Origin of the sequence: Streptomyces sp. SCL15-4 (genome assembly GCF_033366695.1) — a bacterium.
Taxonomy (GTDB): domain Bacteria; phylum Actinomycetota; class Actinomycetes; order Streptomycetales; family Streptomycetaceae; genus Streptomyces.
The window spans coordinates 4075225-4091114 of sequence record NZ_JAOBTQ010000001.1 but is presented as its reverse complement, the minus strand read 5'-3'; the positions used below and the strand labels follow the sequence as shown (position 1 = coordinate 4091114).

At 73.0% G+C, this 15890-nt stretch carries 13 protein-coding genes and 2 pseudogenes; 8 read left to right on the top strand and 7 right to left on the bottom strand.

The window, feature by feature from the left end; all coding sequences use genetic code 11:
- Window positions 1-140: 140 nt before the first annotated feature.
- A complete protein-coding gene (locus SCK26_RS17880) occupies window positions 141-554 on the top strand; it encodes a hypothetical protein (protein WP_318202299.1) in 414 nt (137 codons plus the stop codon).
- A 621-nt stretch (window positions 555-1175) separates the two neighbouring features.
- Here SCK26_RS17880 and SCK26_RS17875 read toward each other — a convergent pair.
- Entirely contained in the window at window positions 1176-1610 is a 435-nt protein-coding gene (locus SCK26_RS17875) for a MarR family winged helix-turn-helix transcriptional regulator (protein WP_318202298.1), read from the bottom strand.
- 201 nt (window positions 1611-1811) lie between these two features.
- Here SCK26_RS17875 and SCK26_RS17870 point away from each other — a divergent pair.
- The 3 genes and pseudogenes from SCK26_RS17870 to SCK26_RS17860 all read left to right on the top strand — a co-directional run bounded on the left by SCK26_RS17870 (window position 1812) and on the right by SCK26_RS17860 (window position 5745).
- Window positions 1812-2988 (top strand): annotated as a pseudogene (locus SCK26_RS17870) (PP2C family protein-serine/threonine phosphatase).
- A gap of 540 nt (window positions 2989-3528) precedes the next feature.
- A pseudogene (locus SCK26_RS17865) lies at window positions 3529-3954 on the top strand (anti-sigma regulatory factor); the annotation flags it as partial.
- A gap of 51 nt (window positions 3955-4005) precedes the next feature.
- Complete coding sequence (locus SCK26_RS17860) at window positions 4006-5745, top strand: PP2C family protein-serine/threonine phosphatase (RefSeq protein ID WP_412080855.1); 1740 nt, start codon at window positions 4006-4008, stop codon at window positions 5743-5745.
- Window positions 5746-5801: 56 nt separating this feature from the next.
- On the opposite strand, the gene SCK26_RS17855 is transcribed toward SCK26_RS17860, so the two are convergent.
- Window positions 5802-6293 (bottom strand): MarR family transcriptional regulator, encoded by a 492-nt coding sequence (locus SCK26_RS17855; protein ID WP_318202297.1) that lies wholly within the window; start codon window positions 6291-6293, stop codon window positions 5802-5804.
- A 312-nt stretch (window positions 6294-6605) separates the two neighbouring features.
- Here SCK26_RS17855 and SCK26_RS17850 point away from each other — a divergent pair, with 312 nt between their 5' ends.
- From SCK26_RS17850 to SCK26_RS17840, 3 genes are all read left to right on the top strand, one after another.
- Window positions 6606-7847 carry a PP2C family protein-serine/threonine phosphatase gene (locus SCK26_RS17850; protein WP_318202296.1) on the top strand — a complete coding sequence of 414 codons (1242 nt, stop codon included), beginning with the start codon at window positions 6606-6608 and terminating at the stop codon, window positions 7845-7847.
- 99 nt (window positions 7848-7946) lie between these two features.
- Complete coding sequence (locus tag SCK26_RS17845) at window positions 7947-9518, top strand: sensor histidine kinase (protein ID WP_318206036.1); 1572 nt, start codon at window positions 7947-7949, stop codon at window positions 9516-9518.
- Between the two features lie 19 nt (window positions 9519-9537).
- The gene (locus tag SCK26_RS17840; RefSeq protein ID WP_318206035.1) at window positions 9538-9966 is read left to right on the top strand and encodes a response regulator; all 429 of its coding nucleotides are present in this window, start codon (window positions 9538-9540) and stop codon (window positions 9964-9966) included.
- 27 nt (window positions 9967-9993) lie between these two features.
- On the opposite strand, the gene SCK26_RS17835 is transcribed toward SCK26_RS17840, so the two are convergent.
- Window positions 9994-10839, bottom strand: coding sequence for an RNA polymerase sigma factor SigF (locus SCK26_RS17835; protein ID WP_318202295.1), 846 nt, complete (start codon window positions 10837-10839; stop codon window positions 9994-9996).
- 387 nt (window positions 10840-11226) lie between these two features.
- Between SCK26_RS17835 and SCK26_RS17830 the strand changes: the two genes are divergently transcribed.
- Window positions 11227-12093 carry a LysR family transcriptional regulator gene (locus SCK26_RS17830; RefSeq protein ID WP_318202294.1) on the top strand — a complete coding sequence of 289 codons (867 nt, stop codon included), beginning with the start codon at window positions 11227-11229 and terminating at the stop codon, window positions 12091-12093.
- On the opposite strand, the gene SCK26_RS17825 is transcribed toward SCK26_RS17830, so the two are convergent.
- From SCK26_RS17825 to SCK26_RS17810, 4 genes are read right to left on the bottom strand one after another with little or no spacing between them, the layout of a single operon-like run.
- On the bottom strand, window positions 11994-13427 hold the full coding sequence (locus SCK26_RS17825) for an FAD-dependent monooxygenase (protein ID WP_318202293.1): 1434 nt from the start codon (window positions 13425-13427) through the stop codon (window positions 11994-11996). The two genes, SCK26_RS17830 and SCK26_RS17825, sit on opposite strands and share 100 nt — an antisense overlap.
- Window positions 13428-13467: 40 nt before the next feature.
- Window positions 13468-13722 (bottom strand): hypothetical protein, encoded by a 255-nt coding sequence (locus SCK26_RS17820; RefSeq protein WP_318202292.1) that lies wholly within the window; start codon window positions 13720-13722, stop codon window positions 13468-13470.
- The gene (locus SCK26_RS17815) at window positions 13719-14327 is read right to left on the bottom strand and encodes a VOC family protein (RefSeq protein ID WP_318202291.1); all 609 of its coding nucleotides are present in this window, start codon (window positions 14325-14327) and stop codon (window positions 13719-13721) included. Before SCK26_RS17815 ends, SCK26_RS17820 begins: the two co-directional genes overlap by 4 nt.
- Before the next feature lie 51 nt (window positions 14328-14378).
- Entirely contained in the window at window positions 14379-15788 is a 1410-nt protein-coding gene (locus tag SCK26_RS17810; RefSeq protein ID WP_318202290.1) for an MFS transporter, read from the bottom strand.
- Window positions 15789-15890 lie beyond the last annotated feature (102 nt).

Here is a 15890-nt window from a genome sequence, read left to right as displayed (position 1 = left end):
GGACAACGGACCCAGGCGCATCCCGGAAGCGGCCTCTCCCCATGCAGGGAGAGGCCGTTCGCGCTCTCCCCGGTGGGCCGGAGGTCTGGCACCATGGCGCTCCGACCGGTTCTGCTTCGTCGAGCGGCGGGAGTGCAGGCATGGACTCGATCTCGGCGAGCCTCCTGATGACGATGGCGACCGGAGCGGCCGGCGAGGCGGGCCGGCAGCTGTGGACGGCGCTGAGCGGCCTGGTGAGGAGAGGGCCGGCGGCGGAAGCCGCGGGAACGCCCGTTCAGGCCACCGGCGAGATCGAGCTGGCCGCGCTGTCCGAGGCTCCTCATGACGCCGCACGAGCGCGGGCGCTGAGCGAGGCCCTCGGGCGGCGCGCGCAGCAGGAGCCCTGGTTCCTGGCCGAACTGGCCCAATGGCACCGGCAGGCGCAGCGGCTGGACACCGGCCAGGGGGACACGAGCAACACGATCAGCGGCGGGACGCAGAACGGCCCGGTCCTCCAGGGCCGTGACTTCTCCGCGATCACCTTCAACGCCCCCGGCCCGGGCGATACTCGCTGACGTGCTTGCCGCGTGCGTCGCGTAGCGCGGCGGACGCGTGTGTGCAGCCGCCCGCCGGCTGGGCACCCGGACACAACTGTCCGCCTGCCGGAGGGAGTCCGGACGTGGTCGTCGTCGCTTGCCTTCTGCTGCCGATCGCGGGACTGCTGCTCTACGGCATGGACCGTGTCGAGGACTGGCTGACGCGCTCGCCGCGTCGGGCCCGGCACGCCGCCGCCGGCCGCCTGCGGGTGATCCGGGGCGGCGGACGCAAGGCCGCACCCCGGCACGTGACGGCCGGCGATCCGCCGACGCCGCCTGACCGCCTGACCGCCGGGCCCCGCCGCTCCCTCCCGCGAGCAGCGCTGATTCCCGCATCGGCCCCGTGCATGCGTCATTCCCCTCCATCGGAGACATGGCGCACACCCCCCGGCAGAACGGCCCGCCACGGGGTATCCGGATTCCACCGAGGGCTGTCAGACGTACTGTTGCTGTTTGACAACAATAGCCGCGAGGCAACAAAGTAACCGTGTCGGACGTGCACGGGGAAGGACCTGGAATGCTCCGGTGGACGGAGGTCGCTCCGTGTGCCGGCCACCATCGCCGAGAGGCAACGGTGGCACCGGTGCCGCGAACGGTGGCTCAGGCGGTCTGGCTGCCCGGGTCCGAGGCGTCGTCGAGTATCTGCGTCGCCGCGGTGGCGCAGAACGCTTCCAGTCCCTCCAGCAGCGCGATCCGCTTGGCGGCCGGCATATCCGCCAGCACCTTGCGCAACTCCCGCTCCCTGCGCGCCCGCAGGTCGGCGAGGAAGGCGCGGCCCCGGCCGCTGAGGTGCAGGCGCACCTCCCGCCGGTCCTCCGGGCTCGCCACCCGCTCGACGAAACCGGCGGCCTGCAGCCGGTCGCACAGCCTGCTGGTGGACGGCGGGGTGGACGCCAGGGTCTCGGCGAGCGTGCGCAGGTTGATGCCGTCGTGGTGCTCCAGGATGTGCAGCACGCGCAGCTGGGACGCGGAGGTGGGCGCCGTCGAAGCGCGGCCCCACACGACTTCCAGCAGCTCGACGGCCGTGGTGGTCACACGCGCGACCTCGTCGGGCTCTGGGCGGCGGCGGAAGGCAGTCACGGTCACACTCTCGCAGGCACTGGGGCGCCTGTCAGCGTACTAGGCACGCGCTCCGGCCCCAGGCGGCCCAAGGGGACCGACGCGGCTCGCTCGGCAGACCGGCCTCGTGGACGAGGCATGTACATAGTCCGGCAAAGGATAGGTGATCAATCCCTTATGAACAGATTCGTGGCCGCTGAACGCGCACTGCGAACAGCGGCTCCCGACGCGTTGCTCGACGCCACCCGTGCCGTACTGACGGAGCAGTACGGCGCGGAGGACGTCGAGCTGTACATGGCCGACTACGGCCTGAGCGTCCTGCAACCGGTGTCGGTCCTGCCGCACACCCTGGAGCCGGTCCCGGTGCACAACAGCCCGGCCGGCCGCGCCGCGCCTTCGGCTCGCAGCGGCCGTACTGCGAGGACGGCCGCGACGGACGGATCCGCCTGCACCTCCCGGTCAGTGTGCGCGGCGACCGGCTCGGCGTGCTGAGCGTGACCCTGCCCGGCGGCGAGGCCGTGCGCCACTGGGAACCGGAACTGGCCGACATCGCCGACGTGCTCGGACACGAGGTGATCGTGGCCGAACGCGACACCGACCTGTATCTCCAGGCGCGCCGCAAGGAGCGGCTCACCCTGGCCGCCGAGATGCAGTGGCAGTTGCTGCCCGGCCGCTCCTGCTCCCGCCCGGAGTACGAGCTGGGAGCGCAGCTGGAACCGGCGTACGCCATCTTCGGCGACAACTTCGACTGGTCCGCCACCGCCGACCACCTCATGCTGTACGTCACCAACGGCATGGGCGAGGGCATAGAGGCGTCGCTGCTGACGAACCTGGCCATCAACGCGCTGCGCAACGCCCGGCGCGCCGGCATCTCCATCGCCGACCAGGCGGCCCTCGCCGACCAGGCCGTCTACGCCCACTACCGGGGCCGCTGCTATCTGTCGGTCCTGATGTTCGACTTCGACCTGGCCACCGGCCGGGCCAGTGTCGTGGACGCGGGCTCCCCCGGCTGCTGCGGCTGCGCGACGGCTCCGTGGAGCACGTCAACTTCGACGCGCAGCTCCCGCTGGGCATGTTCGAGGAGACCGACTACGTCGCCCAGGACTTCCGGGTGGAGCCCGGTGACCGCCTGGTCTTCGTCAGCGACGGGGTGCACGCGGTGGCCTCCCCGAAGGGCGAGACGTACGGGGACGCGGCCCTGGCCCGGGCGATCCAGTCCACCCGGCTGCTGCCCGCCGCCGACGTACCGCGCGCGATCCTGCGGGAACTGTCCGGTCATCGCGGCAAGCCCGTACCCGACGACGACGCGCTCGTCCTGTGCCTGGACTGGCACGGGAAGCCGGCCGGCGGGTGAGCGGCGGGACCGCCCGATTGTGACGATCGCGTGTTGGCCGGCCCATGCCCTCGCGTTGACGCTTGTCATGTGGCAATGATTGTGATGGCTCAGCGCGAGGTCGGCCGGACACGCGCAGCAGGGAGACGATGCAGGTGCCGGAGCACGAATCGACATCCCGGACGGCCGAGCGGCCGGGCGCGTGCACACAACGGTACCGGGAGCGGCTCGCGCGGCGCCGGGCGGACGCGACGCCGTTCCCGTCCGGGCCGAGAGCGCCGGAAGCGGCGTACGGCGGTCGGACGTCCTTACCGTCCGGGCCCGGGTCGTCGCGGGTGCGCGCCCGGCCGCTCGCTCGCATCGTTCCGGCCGGGATCGTCGCGGGTGCGCGTCTGCCGCCGCCGTGCCGTGCCGTGCCGGAGGCGGTACGCCGCGCCGTGGTCGCCGCCCCGTCCGGTCCGGGACTCGCCCGCGCCGCCGTCCGGACGCCGGAACGGCGGGGACCCTGCCGCGCCGCGGCCCTCCGGTGACCCCGCCCGACCACCCGGAAGAGGGTGCGTGATGCATGCCCCGCCCGCCCCGGCCACCCGTCTGCCCATCGGCTCGGACGCGGACCTGGCCCAGGTGCGCCGGCATGTGCGCCTCGTCGCCGCCGACCTCGGGTTCCGTCTGGTGCAGCAGACCAAGCTGGTGACCGCCGTCAGCGAACTGGCCCGCAACACCCTCGTCCACGGCGGCGGCGGCCACATGGAGATCACCCGGCTCGGCGAGGGCACCCGGCGCGGTCTGCGGCTGTCCTTCGTCGACGCCGGCCCCGGCATCCGCGATGTCGGCCTGGCCATGACCGACGGCTACACCTCCGGCGACGGCCCCGGGCTGGGCCTGAGCGGCGTCCGGCGGCTCGTCCAGGAGTTCGTCCTCGACAGCCGTCCCGGCCGGGGCACCACCGTCACCATCACCGACTGGGTCTGCGGCCTCCCCCGCCCCGCGCGGCCACGCCATGAACGCGGCCCGGGACACCTCCTACCCACCGGACGGATGCATGATGGGAACCCCTGCCCTGTGGACCATCGCGTCGGTCACCGACGCGGCCCTGGCCCGGGCCGCCGCCGCCCGCGCCACCACGGAGGCGCCGGCGCTGGACCGGGCCCGCTTCCTCAGCTCGCTGACGGCACGGCTGCGCCGCTGCCTCGGCGCGGGCGGCGGATGGGAACTGCTGCTGCGCGTCCGGCGGGCCACCGCCGGGCACGACGCCCGGCTCGACGTGTCGTTGCGCCCGGCCGGCTCGCCCGCGCCGGACCCGGGCGACGACCCCGACCTCAGCTGCCCCCTGCCCCACGGCCCCGCAGGGCGGCCGGCGCCCGCCGGCCGCCGCTCGCCGAGGCCCTGCTGCGCGCCGACGAGGACACCGCGGCCGTCCTGCGCCGCCTGGACGAGCAGGAGCGCCTCGTCCGGCTGCACCGGGAGGAACTGCACCGGACCGACCAGGGTGTCCTGGCCCTGCACTCCGACCTGGAGGCAGCGGCCCTGGTGCAGCGCGGCCTGCTGGACGCCGAGCGGGCCGCCCGCACCGAGACCGAGCGGGCCCGGCACCTGCTGGCCTTCCTCGGCGACGCCAGCGCCACCGTCACGTCCTCCCTCAGCCCCTCGGCCGTCCTGCGCCGCCTGTCCGGGCTCCTGGTGCCGCGGTACGCCGGGCACCTCGACGTCTGGCTCTTCGACGAGGAGGACGTCCCGCTCCGCGCCGAGGACGACGGCGGCAACCGCGCGGGCGTCCCGGAACGCTCCGCCGCCACGGTGGCCGCCGCCCGTACCGGCCGTCCCCAGCACGCCGCCGCGCACCCCGGGGAGCTGCCCGGCGTGGACGACCTTCCGCTCCGCGCGCCGTACCCGCGCCGGCCGCAGCTGGCCATCCCCCTGACGGCCCGCCGCCCGCTGGGCGTCCTCACGCTCTCCGCGCCGGGTCCCCGTTTCGACCCGGACACCTCGGTGATGCTGGTCGAACTGGCCCGCCGCGCCGCCATCGCCCTGGACAACGCCCGCCGCTACGAACGGCACCGCGACACGGCCGAGACCCTGCAACGCGCCCAGCTGACCGAACTGCCCGCCCCGCCCGGACTGCTGCTGGCCGCGCGGTACCTGCCCGCCACCCGGGGCCTGAACATCGGCGGCGACTGGTACGACGCCTTCCTCCAGCCCGACGGCGGTGTGCTCGCCGTCATCGGGGACGTCACCGGGCACGGCCTGCACGCCGCGGTCGTCATGGGCCGGCTGCGCACCGCCCTGCGCGCCTACGCCGTCGAGAGCGACAGCCCCGCGGAGATCCTCACGCGGCTGCACCGCATGCTCCGGCACCTGCAACCCGAGCTGTACGCCACCGCGTTGATCGCCCGCTTCCGACCCGGCGAGCCGGAGGTGGTCTGGGCCTCGGCCGGCCATCCGCCCGCCGTCGTGCGCGGAGCCGACGGCACCGTGCGGGTGCTGGACGCCAGACCGGGCGTGATGCTGGGCATGCCGGTGCCGTACGTCCACACGGACCACCGGGCCGGCCTGGCTCCCGGCTCGTCCCTGGTGCTGTACACCGACGGCCTGGTCGAACGCCGGGCACTGGGCATCGATCCGGGCATCGAGCGCCTCGGCCGGGCCCTGGCCGGGCTGAGCGCCCCGGAGCTGGAGCAGGACCCGCAGGCCGCCGCCGACGCCCTGCTCAAGCCGCTCCTGCGCGACTGCGCCCGGGACGACGACGTCTGCCTGCTGCTGTGCCACACCCTGGCGTGACCGGGCGGCCCGGGCGCGGGACGGCCTGACGCACGGCCGGCGGCCCGCCCCGCCGGTCAGAGGTGCGGCCGGCCGGTGCCGTCGCGGGCGGTCAGGAAGCCCCGCATGCCCCGGCTCAGCGCCTCCCGGTCGGCGGGCCGCATGCCGGCCAGGACCGCGGCGAGCGCCTGGGACCTCAGTTCGGCCACCTCGTTCAGCACCTGCCGGCCGCGCCCGGTGAGAACCAGCTGCACCTCGCGCCGCTTGTGCGGATGCAGCAGCCGCTCCAGCAGACCGGCCGCCTCCAGCCGGTCGCACAGCCGGCTGGCGGTCGGCGGGCCTATCTCCATGCCCTCGGCCAGCGCCGTGAGATTGAGCCCCGGCTCGGCCTCCAGGATGCGCAGGGCCCGCAGCTGATGCGGCGACAGCCTGAGACTCGCGCCCTGGGCGGCCACCGACCACAGATTCGCCAGACCGTCCACGGCATCGGCGACCTCCCGCGCGACGGACAGGGGATCGTCACCCGGTCCGTTCGGCTGGTCGTCCCCGGAGCCGCTGAGACGAGTCACGAATACGTCACTTTCAGTAATGGCCTGCCCAAACCGATACCACCCTCATTCAAACGCGGTACCCGACGAGCCGCCGCACAACCACCACCGGCCGGGCCATCGTAGGGACTTCCCCGCCGTCACGGGACGCCCGGTCCGGCCCGTGCGTCTGTCCGGATTTCCGCATAATGGCCGAAACCGGCCCGTCCCTGCCGTCCGGTCCCCTCCGCCTGGGACCGGGCCGATCGCGGCAAGTAGGCTTCATTCATTGCCGCATGGCAATAAGCGGCTCCGAGAGGCTCGGCCAAGGCGTTGGAGGGGAAGCAGGGACGGATGCTCCCAACACAGCATGGGCTTGCCGGCGTACCGGTTCCCCGTGACCCCACCACCGTGGCGGACGCGGCCGGGGCCTGGCACGAGCCGTCGGTGCTCCTGATCGAGGACGACGAGGCGGACGCCCTCCTCGTGGAGGAACTGGTCGCCGACTGTTCTCCGGGAATGCGGCTGACGTGGGTCCGCTCCCTGGCCGAGGCGCGCGCCGCGCTGGCGGCGGAGGCACCGGACTGCGTCCTGCTGGACCTGCACCTGCCCGACTCCCACGGCCTGGAGGGCGTGGCCCGGGTGCGGCGGTACGCGGACGTGGCGGTCGTGGTGCTCACGGGCCTCGCCGAGGAACGCAGACTGGCCGCGGTCGCCGCCGGCGCGCAGGACTACCTGGTCAAGGGCCGCGTCGACGCGGAACTGTTCGGCCGCGCGGTCCGGTACGCCATCCAGCGCAAGCTGGCGGAACAGGCGGCCGCGGCCCTGCAGGCGGGCCAGCTGCGGGCCGAGGAGAACCGACGGCTGGAACGCGGGCTGCTGCCCACCCCGCTGCTCCGCGACGCGACGGGCCTGGACATCGTCGCCCGCTATCTGCCGGGCCGCGAACAGGCGCTGCTGGGCGGCGACTTCTACGACGTCGTGCAGACCCCTGACGGCTGCGTGCACGTCCTGGTCGGCGACGTCTCGGGACACGGACCCGACGAGGCGGCGCTCGGCGTGGGGCTGCGCATCGCCTGGCGCACGCTCGTGGTCAGCGGTGCCCCCGGCGCCCGGCGCCTGAGCACACTGGAGGAGATCCTCGTCGCCGAGCGCACCGGCGAGCACATCTTCGCCACGCTGACCAGCATCGAGCTGCCGCCGGACGGCCGTTCGGCGCGGGTGACGCGGGCCGGCCATCCCGGGATGCTGCTGCGCTCCGGCGACCGCGTGGACTGGATCGAGGTGCCCGGGGGACCGGCGCTCGGGCTGCTGCCGGACGGCCTGGCCCGCTGGCCCGTCGCCGACCTCGCCCTGCCGCCCGGCGCGGGAGTCGTCCTGTTCACCGACGGCCTGTTCGAGGGACGGACCGGCCCCGGACACCAGCGCCTCGGCGAGCAGGGCCTGCTGGAGGTGGCCCGCTCGATCGCGACCCTGCCCGCGGAGGCGTTCGTGGACGAACTGATCGGCCGTGCCGAGACACTGGCGGAGGACCACGGCGGTCTCGCCGACGACGTGGCCGTGCTGCACCTGCGGTGGCACCGGCAGCCCGAGTGAACGAGGAAATGTGACGGTGACGACACCCCCGCAACACCCAGTCCCCGCCGACGCGGCCGGCTCACCGTGCAGGGCTGGTTCCGGCTCGCCCTCGCCGTGATGATCGCGCTGGTGCTGACCGGCTCGGTGGTCGGCGCGGAACTGCTGGCGCGCACCTCGCGCGTCTCCGACCGGCTGACCGAGAGCATCCAGCCGGCCCGCGCCGAGGCACTGCGCCTCCAGAACGCCCTGCTGGACCAGGAGACCGGCGTCCGGGGCTACGTGCTCGGCACGGACCGGCAGTTCCTCGCCCCGTACACCGAGGGACGGGAGGCCGAACGCGACGCCGCGAGCAGGCTGCGCGGGCTGGTCGGCGACCGGCCGGTGCTGCGGGACGACGTGAACACCATCGAGCGCGCGGCGGCCGACTGGCGCCGCAGGTACGCCGATCCCCTGATCGCGGGCGTCACCCCGGGTGCCGCCCGGCCCGCCGACCGGGCCACCACCGAAGGCGGCAAGGCCGCCTTCGACCACATCCGCGCGCTGTTCGACACACAGAACCGGCACCTGTCGCAGGCCCGGGAGCACAGCCGCGGCGAGCTGTCCCGCATCCGCACCGTGCGCAACTGGGTGCTCGGCGGCATGGTCGCCGCCTTCCTGCTCACCGCCGTGGTCCTGGCCGTCCTGGTGCACACCCTGGTCGCCCGGCCCCTGGCCGCCCTGCGCACCGCGTCGCGCCGGGTCGCCCAAGGTGAGTTCCAGCACCGCATCGTCCCCGCGGGACCCGCCGACATCCGGGCCGTGTCCGGTGACGTCGAGGCCATGCGCCGGCGCCTGGTGACGGAACTCGACGCCTCCCGCGTCCAGCAGGAGCACCTCACCCGGCAGGCCGCCGACCTGGACGCACAGGCGGTGGAGCTGCGCCGCTCCAACGCCGAGCTGGAGCAGTTCGCCTACGTCGCCTCCCACGACCTCCAGGAGCCGCTGCGCAAGGTCGCCTCCTTCTGCCAGCTGCTCGAGAAGCGCTACGGCGACAAACTCGACGAACGCGGCACGCAGTACATCGCGTTCGCCGTGGACGGCGCCAAGCGCATGCAGATCCTCATCAACGACCTGCTCACCTTCTCCCGGGTCGGCCGGGTCAACGACGCGCATGTCCCGGTGGCCCTGGACAAGACCCTGGACAAGGCGGTGGCCAACCTCGCGGCGGCGGCGGAGGAGTCCGGCGCGGTGATCGAGCGCCCGGACGAACTGCCCGAGGTGACGGGCGACCCGACGCTGCTGGTCATGCTGTGGCAGAACCTGCTCGGCAACGCCGTCAAGTTCCGCCACCCCGAACGCGCGCCCCGCGTCGTCGTCACCTGCGAGCCCGATCCCGGCGCCGGCGAGGACGGCGCGGCCTGGCGGCTGAGCGTGACGGACAACGGGATCGGCATACCCGAGGAGTTCGCCGAAAAGGTTTTCGTGATCTTCCAGCGCCTGCACGGCCGGGACGCCTACAGCGGCACGGGCATCGGCCTGGCCCTCTGCAAGAAGATCGTGGAGTTCCACGGCGGCCGGATCTGGATCGACACCGCCCACACCGGCGGCACCCGCTTCAGCCTCACGCTGCCCGCCACCGCGGCCGGCCGCCCCGCGTCACCCGACGCGACGGCGCCCGCCCGCACCACCCCGGAAGGACGACCCGCATGACCACGCCCCCGCAGAGCCCATCGAGGTGCTCCTCGTCGAGGACGACCCCGGCGACGAGCTGATGACCCGGGAGGCGTTCGAGGACAACAAGATCGGCAACACGCTGCACGTCGTCCGCGACGGCGAGGAGGCCCTCGACTTCCTCTACCGCCGCGGGGACTACGCCGGGGCCCCGACCCCGGACCTGATCCTGCTCGACCTCAACCTGCCCAAGTACGACGGCCGGCAGGTCCTCGAACGCATCAAGTCCGACCCGGACCTCGCCCACATCCCCGTGGTGGTCCTGACGACGTCCTCCGCCGAGGAGGACATCCTGCGCAGCTACAAGCTCCACGCCAACGCCTACGTCACCAAGCCCGTCGACCTCGACCAGTTCATCGCGGCGGTCCGGCAGATCGACGAGTTCTTCGTGACGGTCGTGCGCCTGCCCCGGCCGAACATGTCGTAGCCGGGGCAGGGCGCGGGGCGGGCCGGGTCACCCGGTGGCGAGCATCCCCGCGCGCAGTCGCGCCACGATGCGGGAGATGAGCCGGGAGACGTGCATCTGCGAGACGCCCAGCTCCTGGCCGATCTCCGCCTGGGTCCGCTCCTCGACGAAGCGCAGGTGCAGGATCCGCCGCTCACGCTCGTCCAGGGACGCGACGAGCGGGGCGAGGGCGTGGAAGTCCTCCACCAGCTCCAGGGCGCTGTCCTCCTCGCCGATGAACTCGGAGAGGGCCGCCTCGCCCTCCTCGGCGTCACCGGTGATCGCGGCGTCGAGGGAGGCGGAGGTGTAGCCGTTCGCCGCTATCTGGACCTCGACGACCTGCTCTTCCGTGAGGTTCATCAGGGCGGCCAGCTCCGAGACCCGGGGCGCGCGTCCCAGCCGGCTGCGCAGTTCCTCGCTGGCCTTGGCGAGTTCGGTCCGCGCCTCCTGCAACCGCCGCGGCACGTGCACGGACCAGGAGGTGTCCCGGAAGAACCGCTTGATCTCGCCGACGATGTACGGCACCGCGAAGCTGGTGAACTGCACGTCACGGGAGATCTCGAACCGGTCGATCGCCTTGATCAGGCCGATCGTGCCGACCTGGACGACGTCCTCCATGTCCTGGCCGCTGTTGCGGAACCGGCGCGCGGCGAAGCGCACCAGGGACATGTTCATCTCGATGAGCGTGTTGCGCGCGTACTGGTACTCGTGCGTGCCTTCCTCCAGCACGGCGAGCCGGTCCAGGAACGTCTTGGTCAGCTCCCGGGCGTCCTGGGGTGCGATCTTCTGCGGATCCGCGATGTCCGGCAGCTCCGTGCCGGCGCCGGTCGTCATACCGACGAGTCCCGTCGTCATCCCAGGCCCTCCCTGCCGTTCACGCCCACTCCGACGAGCGGGCTCTCAGGGCGCCGCCTACCCGGGGCGCGAAACATCATGCGCCCGTCTTCGGAACAAGTTGCTTCCCGGCGCGTCCGCGGTGACACCGGCGGCCGTGCGGCTTCCACGACACGTTCACAGGACGCTCCCTTGTTCGTTTAACTTTCCTTTCCTTCTCTCCTTATTGGATGGATCCGGCCAATGAGGTAACAATGAGCCCTATCTCGGTCCGGGAGCGCGGGTGTTCGGGGGGTCCTGTGTTCTGTCGTCCAGACATGTCCGGAAACGTGCTTCCACCCGTCCGGCCTCGGCCGTCGGTCTGACGCCCCCCACGGTCGGTCTCAACGGAACGGGTGGGACACAGCCATGCAGCGTGACATCGAAGTGAAACTCCTGCGCACCCTGCTGGCCGTGGTGGAGGAGGGCGGTTTCGCCCGGGCCGCCCAGTCGCTGCACGTCACCCAGCCGACCGTCAGCCAGCAGGTGCAGCGGCTCGAATCGATCGTCCAGACACCGGTGTTCCACCGCACCAAGCGCCCGCTGCGGCTGACACCGGCCGGGCGGGAGCTGGTGATCCACGCCCGGCATGTGATCAGGCTCAACGGCGATGTGCTCGACCGGGTGTCGGCCCTGTGCAGCCAGGAGACGCTGAGCATGGGCTGCTCGATCCACTTCGCGGACGGGCTGGGCCGGATGTTCTCCCGGCTGGACGCCGAGATGCCCCACCTGCGGTGCGCGATGGTCACCGACCTCAGCGCCCCGCTCGCCGACCGGGTCACCGAGGGCGACATCGACGCGGCCCTGCTGCTCGGCACCAGGACGGCCCGCGCGGAGATGCTGGGGCGGGTGCGGCTGGACTGGTTCGGCAGCCCGCCGCCCACGGCCGGCCGCGGGGTGCCCATCGCCCAGCTCGGCGGCAGTTCCGCGCTGAGCCTGCACATCGCCGAGACGCTCGACCGCAACGGCGTCACGTGGTACGCCATCCCCTGGTGCAGCGATCCGCACACCGTGCGGGCCTCCGTCCAGGCCGGTCTCGCCTGTACGGCGCTGTGCGAGAACTCCCACCAGAAGCACCCCGGGATCCGCCCGACCCCGCCCGGTGTCCTGGGCCCCGCCCCCTCGCCCTTCCCCGTCTATCTGGCCTTCTCGCCCGCCCTGCGCGACTCCGTCGTGGACGCCGTGCGGGCGGTGGCACGGATGATCCTGGCCGGTACGCCGGTCGACCCGCCCTGACCGAGTGCAGAGACGTTTTCCCAACGCGGAGCGGCGGGTGGTGCGGAACCTCCGGCGGCGGCCCGTGCCGCGGGACCGGCCCGGGGGATTCGCCGCCCGGGCACGGGCCGCCGTCGGAGGGGACGGGGGCGGCCGCTCAGTACGAGCCGCGGCCCGCTCCCCGCGCCGTCAGCTTCGGGCCGTACGGCGCGGAGTCCAGCCACTCGCCCGCCCTGCGGCCGGCCCTCGGCCACCGCGGCGGCGGCGCGCTGGCGCAGCCAGAGGGAGGGACGGTGGGCCAGCATGTGCTCCAGCGCGGCGCTGGCGCAGGCGCGGTTGTAGGTGGCCGCCTCCTTGCGCTCCTGGGCGAACCGCGCGATCGCCGCGCCGGCGGCGGCCCGGTCGCCCTCCTTCTCCAGGGCCTCGGTGACCGCCTCCACCGCCCGCACGGCGTCCGGGACGCTGGAGTTCATGCCCCGCGCGCCGAACGGCGCGAACAGATGGGCCGCCTCGCCGGTCAGCAGGACCCGGCGGTGGGCGTCGGTGAAGCGCTCCGCGACCTGCTGGGCGAAGCGGTACGTCGACACCCAGCGGACCCGGTCGCCGTACGCCTCGGGCAGGATCCGCGGGATCCAGCGGCGCAGGCCCTCCGGCGAGACGAACCGCTCGGGGTCGTCGTTCACCAGCAGGTTGAGGTCGACCCGCCAGCCGCCCGCGAACGGCACGGTCAGGACGTTGCGGCCGCCGACGTTCGGATGGCGGTAGTGGAAGACGCGCTCCATCGGCAGCGGATGGTGCTCCGGGTCGTCGTCGAGGTCGACGACCACGAAGGTGTTCCGGGACCGCGGTCCCTCCAGGGGACTGCCGATCGCCGAGCGCAGCGCGGAACGGGAGCCGTCGGCCGCGACCACGTATTCGGCCTGCCACTCGCGGCCGGCGGAGTCCTTGAGCAGGACGCCCTCGGGAGTGCTCAGCGCCGAGGTGATCTCCACTCCCCAGTGGAACTCCACGCCCTGCTTGCGGCAGGCCGCCGCCATCAGGTCCTCGGTGATCACCTGCGGCAGGCTGGTGAAGTGCGGCAGACCCTCGCGGGTGACCGGCGGATAGGTGCGGGTGTAGACCTCCTTGCCGGCCCAGAAGGAGCGTTTCGTCGCCCACATCACGCCGCGGCCCGCTATCTCGTGTCCGAGACCGGGGCTCAGCCGCTCCAGCTCGCGCAGCGAGGCGCCGTGCAGATAGGCGGCGCGGCTGCCGGGCCGTACGGTGCTCTCCGTACGGCGTTCCAGGACGACCGCGGGCAGCCCGGCGGCGCGCAGCGCCAGGGCCGCGCTGAGGCCGGCCGGTCCGCCGCCCACGACGAGGACCGGGTGGCAGGGGTGGGACCGGTGCTCGTGCTCATGCCGCCTCCTTGGCGAGGTGGAGGATGCCGGAAGTGAAGCGGACGATGCGGCCGTCGAGGCCGCCGGTCAGGGCCGCGTGCCACACCGCGGTGCGGATCGCGGACTCGTCCCGGCGCAGCACGGCCTCGTCGGCGTCGGTGCTCAGTTCGAGGTAGTCGCCGGCCCGCCGGGCGGTCAGCCCGGCGTCCTCGGCGGCGCGGGCCACGGGCTGGAACTCGGGCACGTCCAGCACGTACAGGGCGAGACTCACCGGCCGGCTCCTTCCGTCTCCTTGCGGATCAGTTCCGCCTTGCGCCGCCACAGCGCCTCCACCGACGGGCGCGGGGACTCGGCGACGTCGGCGAGCGCCCGGACCGTCAGCTCGGCGTCCCGGGCGTCGATCTCCGTCATGGGCCGCAGCGGACGGGTGATCTCCAGCTGGATGCCGTTGGGGTCGTCGAAGTAGATGGACTCGATCAGTTCGTGGGCGAGCGGCCGGGTGACCCGGATTCCGTGGCTCTTCAGGCGCTCGCGCCAGGCGTGGAGTTCCTCCTCGGTGTCGACGTGGAAGGCCAGGTGCCGCGAGCGGTGCATCAGGTCGCTCGGGGCGTCCTCCTGCGGCAGGCCGAAGTAGTAGAAGAAGGCGATGCGGTTGCCCGCGCCCATGTCGAAGAAGAAGTGCACGAAGTCCGGGTAGTCCTCGGTGACCCAGCCGGTGGCGGTGATGGCGTGCACCAGCGGCAGGCCGAGGGCCTGGGTGTAGAACTCGACGGTGGCGCGGGGCTTCCAGGTGACGAAGGCGAGGTGGTCGACCCCGTCCACGTGCAGGACCGGTGAACCGGCCGGGGGACGGACGGGCGGTGATGCGGTTGCCAATGCTCCTCCAGTGGTTGGGGCAGGGGCGCTGCACGTGGGGCCGGGACCGGTTCAGTTCGCGGGACGCCCCCGCAGGCCCGTCCCGGTGACGACCGCCCCGAACAGCAGGGCCAGCCCGCCGACGACGAGCGCCCACTTGGTGCCGCCGGCGTTGGTCGAGGACAGGTTGAGCACCACACCGAGGACGGCGACACCGAGGGAGGCGCCGACCTGGCGTGCGGAGTTGAGCGCGCCGGCCCCGATGCCGGCCAGCTCGGGCGGTACGGAGCTCGCCATGCCGGCGACCAGCGCGGGCAGGGCGAAGGAGACACCGAAGCCGAAGGCGAGCAGACCGATCACGGTGGCGGTCAGCGCCAGGGCGGAGTCGCCGGTGAACGGCGCCTGGAGCAGCGCGCCGACACCCATCAGGACGAACCCGATGGTGGCGGGGCGGCGCGGGCCGATACGGCCGACGAGGCGCCCGGTGTAGATCGGGTTGAAGGCGGTGGGCAGGGTCAGCGGCAGGAAGGCCAGGCCGGCGCTGAAGGAGGAGTAGCCCCGGCTCTCCTGGAAGAACAGCGACAGCACGAACAGCAGCCCGGACAGGCCGAAGTTGGCGAGCAGACCCGAACCGAGCGCGGCGGAGAAACCGCGGCTGCGGAACATGCGCAGCGGCAGCATCGCCGCGTCCCCGGCCCGCGACTCCGCGGCGAGGAACACCGCGGCGGCCACGGCGGCCAGCACGAGGGAGCCGACGACCCACGCGTCACCCCAGCCCTTGGCCGGGCCCTCGATCAGCGCGTACGACAGGGCGCCCAGGGCGACGACCGCGCCGGCCTGGCCGGTGACGTCGAGGCCGCTGCGCTGCTTGATCGCGGTCTCCGGGGCCAGCCGCAGGGTGATCACGAAGCTGACCAGGGCCAGCGGCACGTTGATGAGGAAGATCGCGCGCCAGCCGACGGTGTCGGTGAGCGCGCCGCCCACCAGGGGACCGGCGGCCAGCGCCAGTCCGGTGATGGCCGCCCAGTTGCCGACGGCGCGGGCGCGGTCGGCGGGGTTGCTGTAGGCGTTGGTGATCACCGCCAGGGAGGCGGGCAGCAGCAGCGCCCCCGCCACACCGAGCGCGAGGCGCAGGGCGACCAGCGCACCGAGGGTGTTCGCGGCGGCGGACACACCGGAGAGCACACCGAAGGCCGCCAGACCCCAGAGGAACACCCGCCGGCCGCCGAGCCGGTCGGACAGCCAGCCGGCCGTCAGCAGCAGGGCGGCGAAGGTGATGGTGTAGCCGTTGGTGACCCACTGCAGACCGCTCAGCCCGACGTGGAGGCTGGTGGAGATGGCGGGCAGTGCCACCGAGACGATCGTCATGTCCAGCAGGACCATGAAGTAGCCGAGCGAGAGCCCGACCAGCAGGGTCCGCGAGGGCTTGTCGGTTCGTGCCGGTGCGACGGAAGCCCGCTGCGGTTCCGCCTGCGTCGACATGTAATTCTCCTTCGTTCGATTGCGTGAATTACCGCCATAGAAGAGGAAGTTGCGGGGGCGGCACAAACCATTCAAGCGGACTGGAAAGGCGAATTGCCGCTG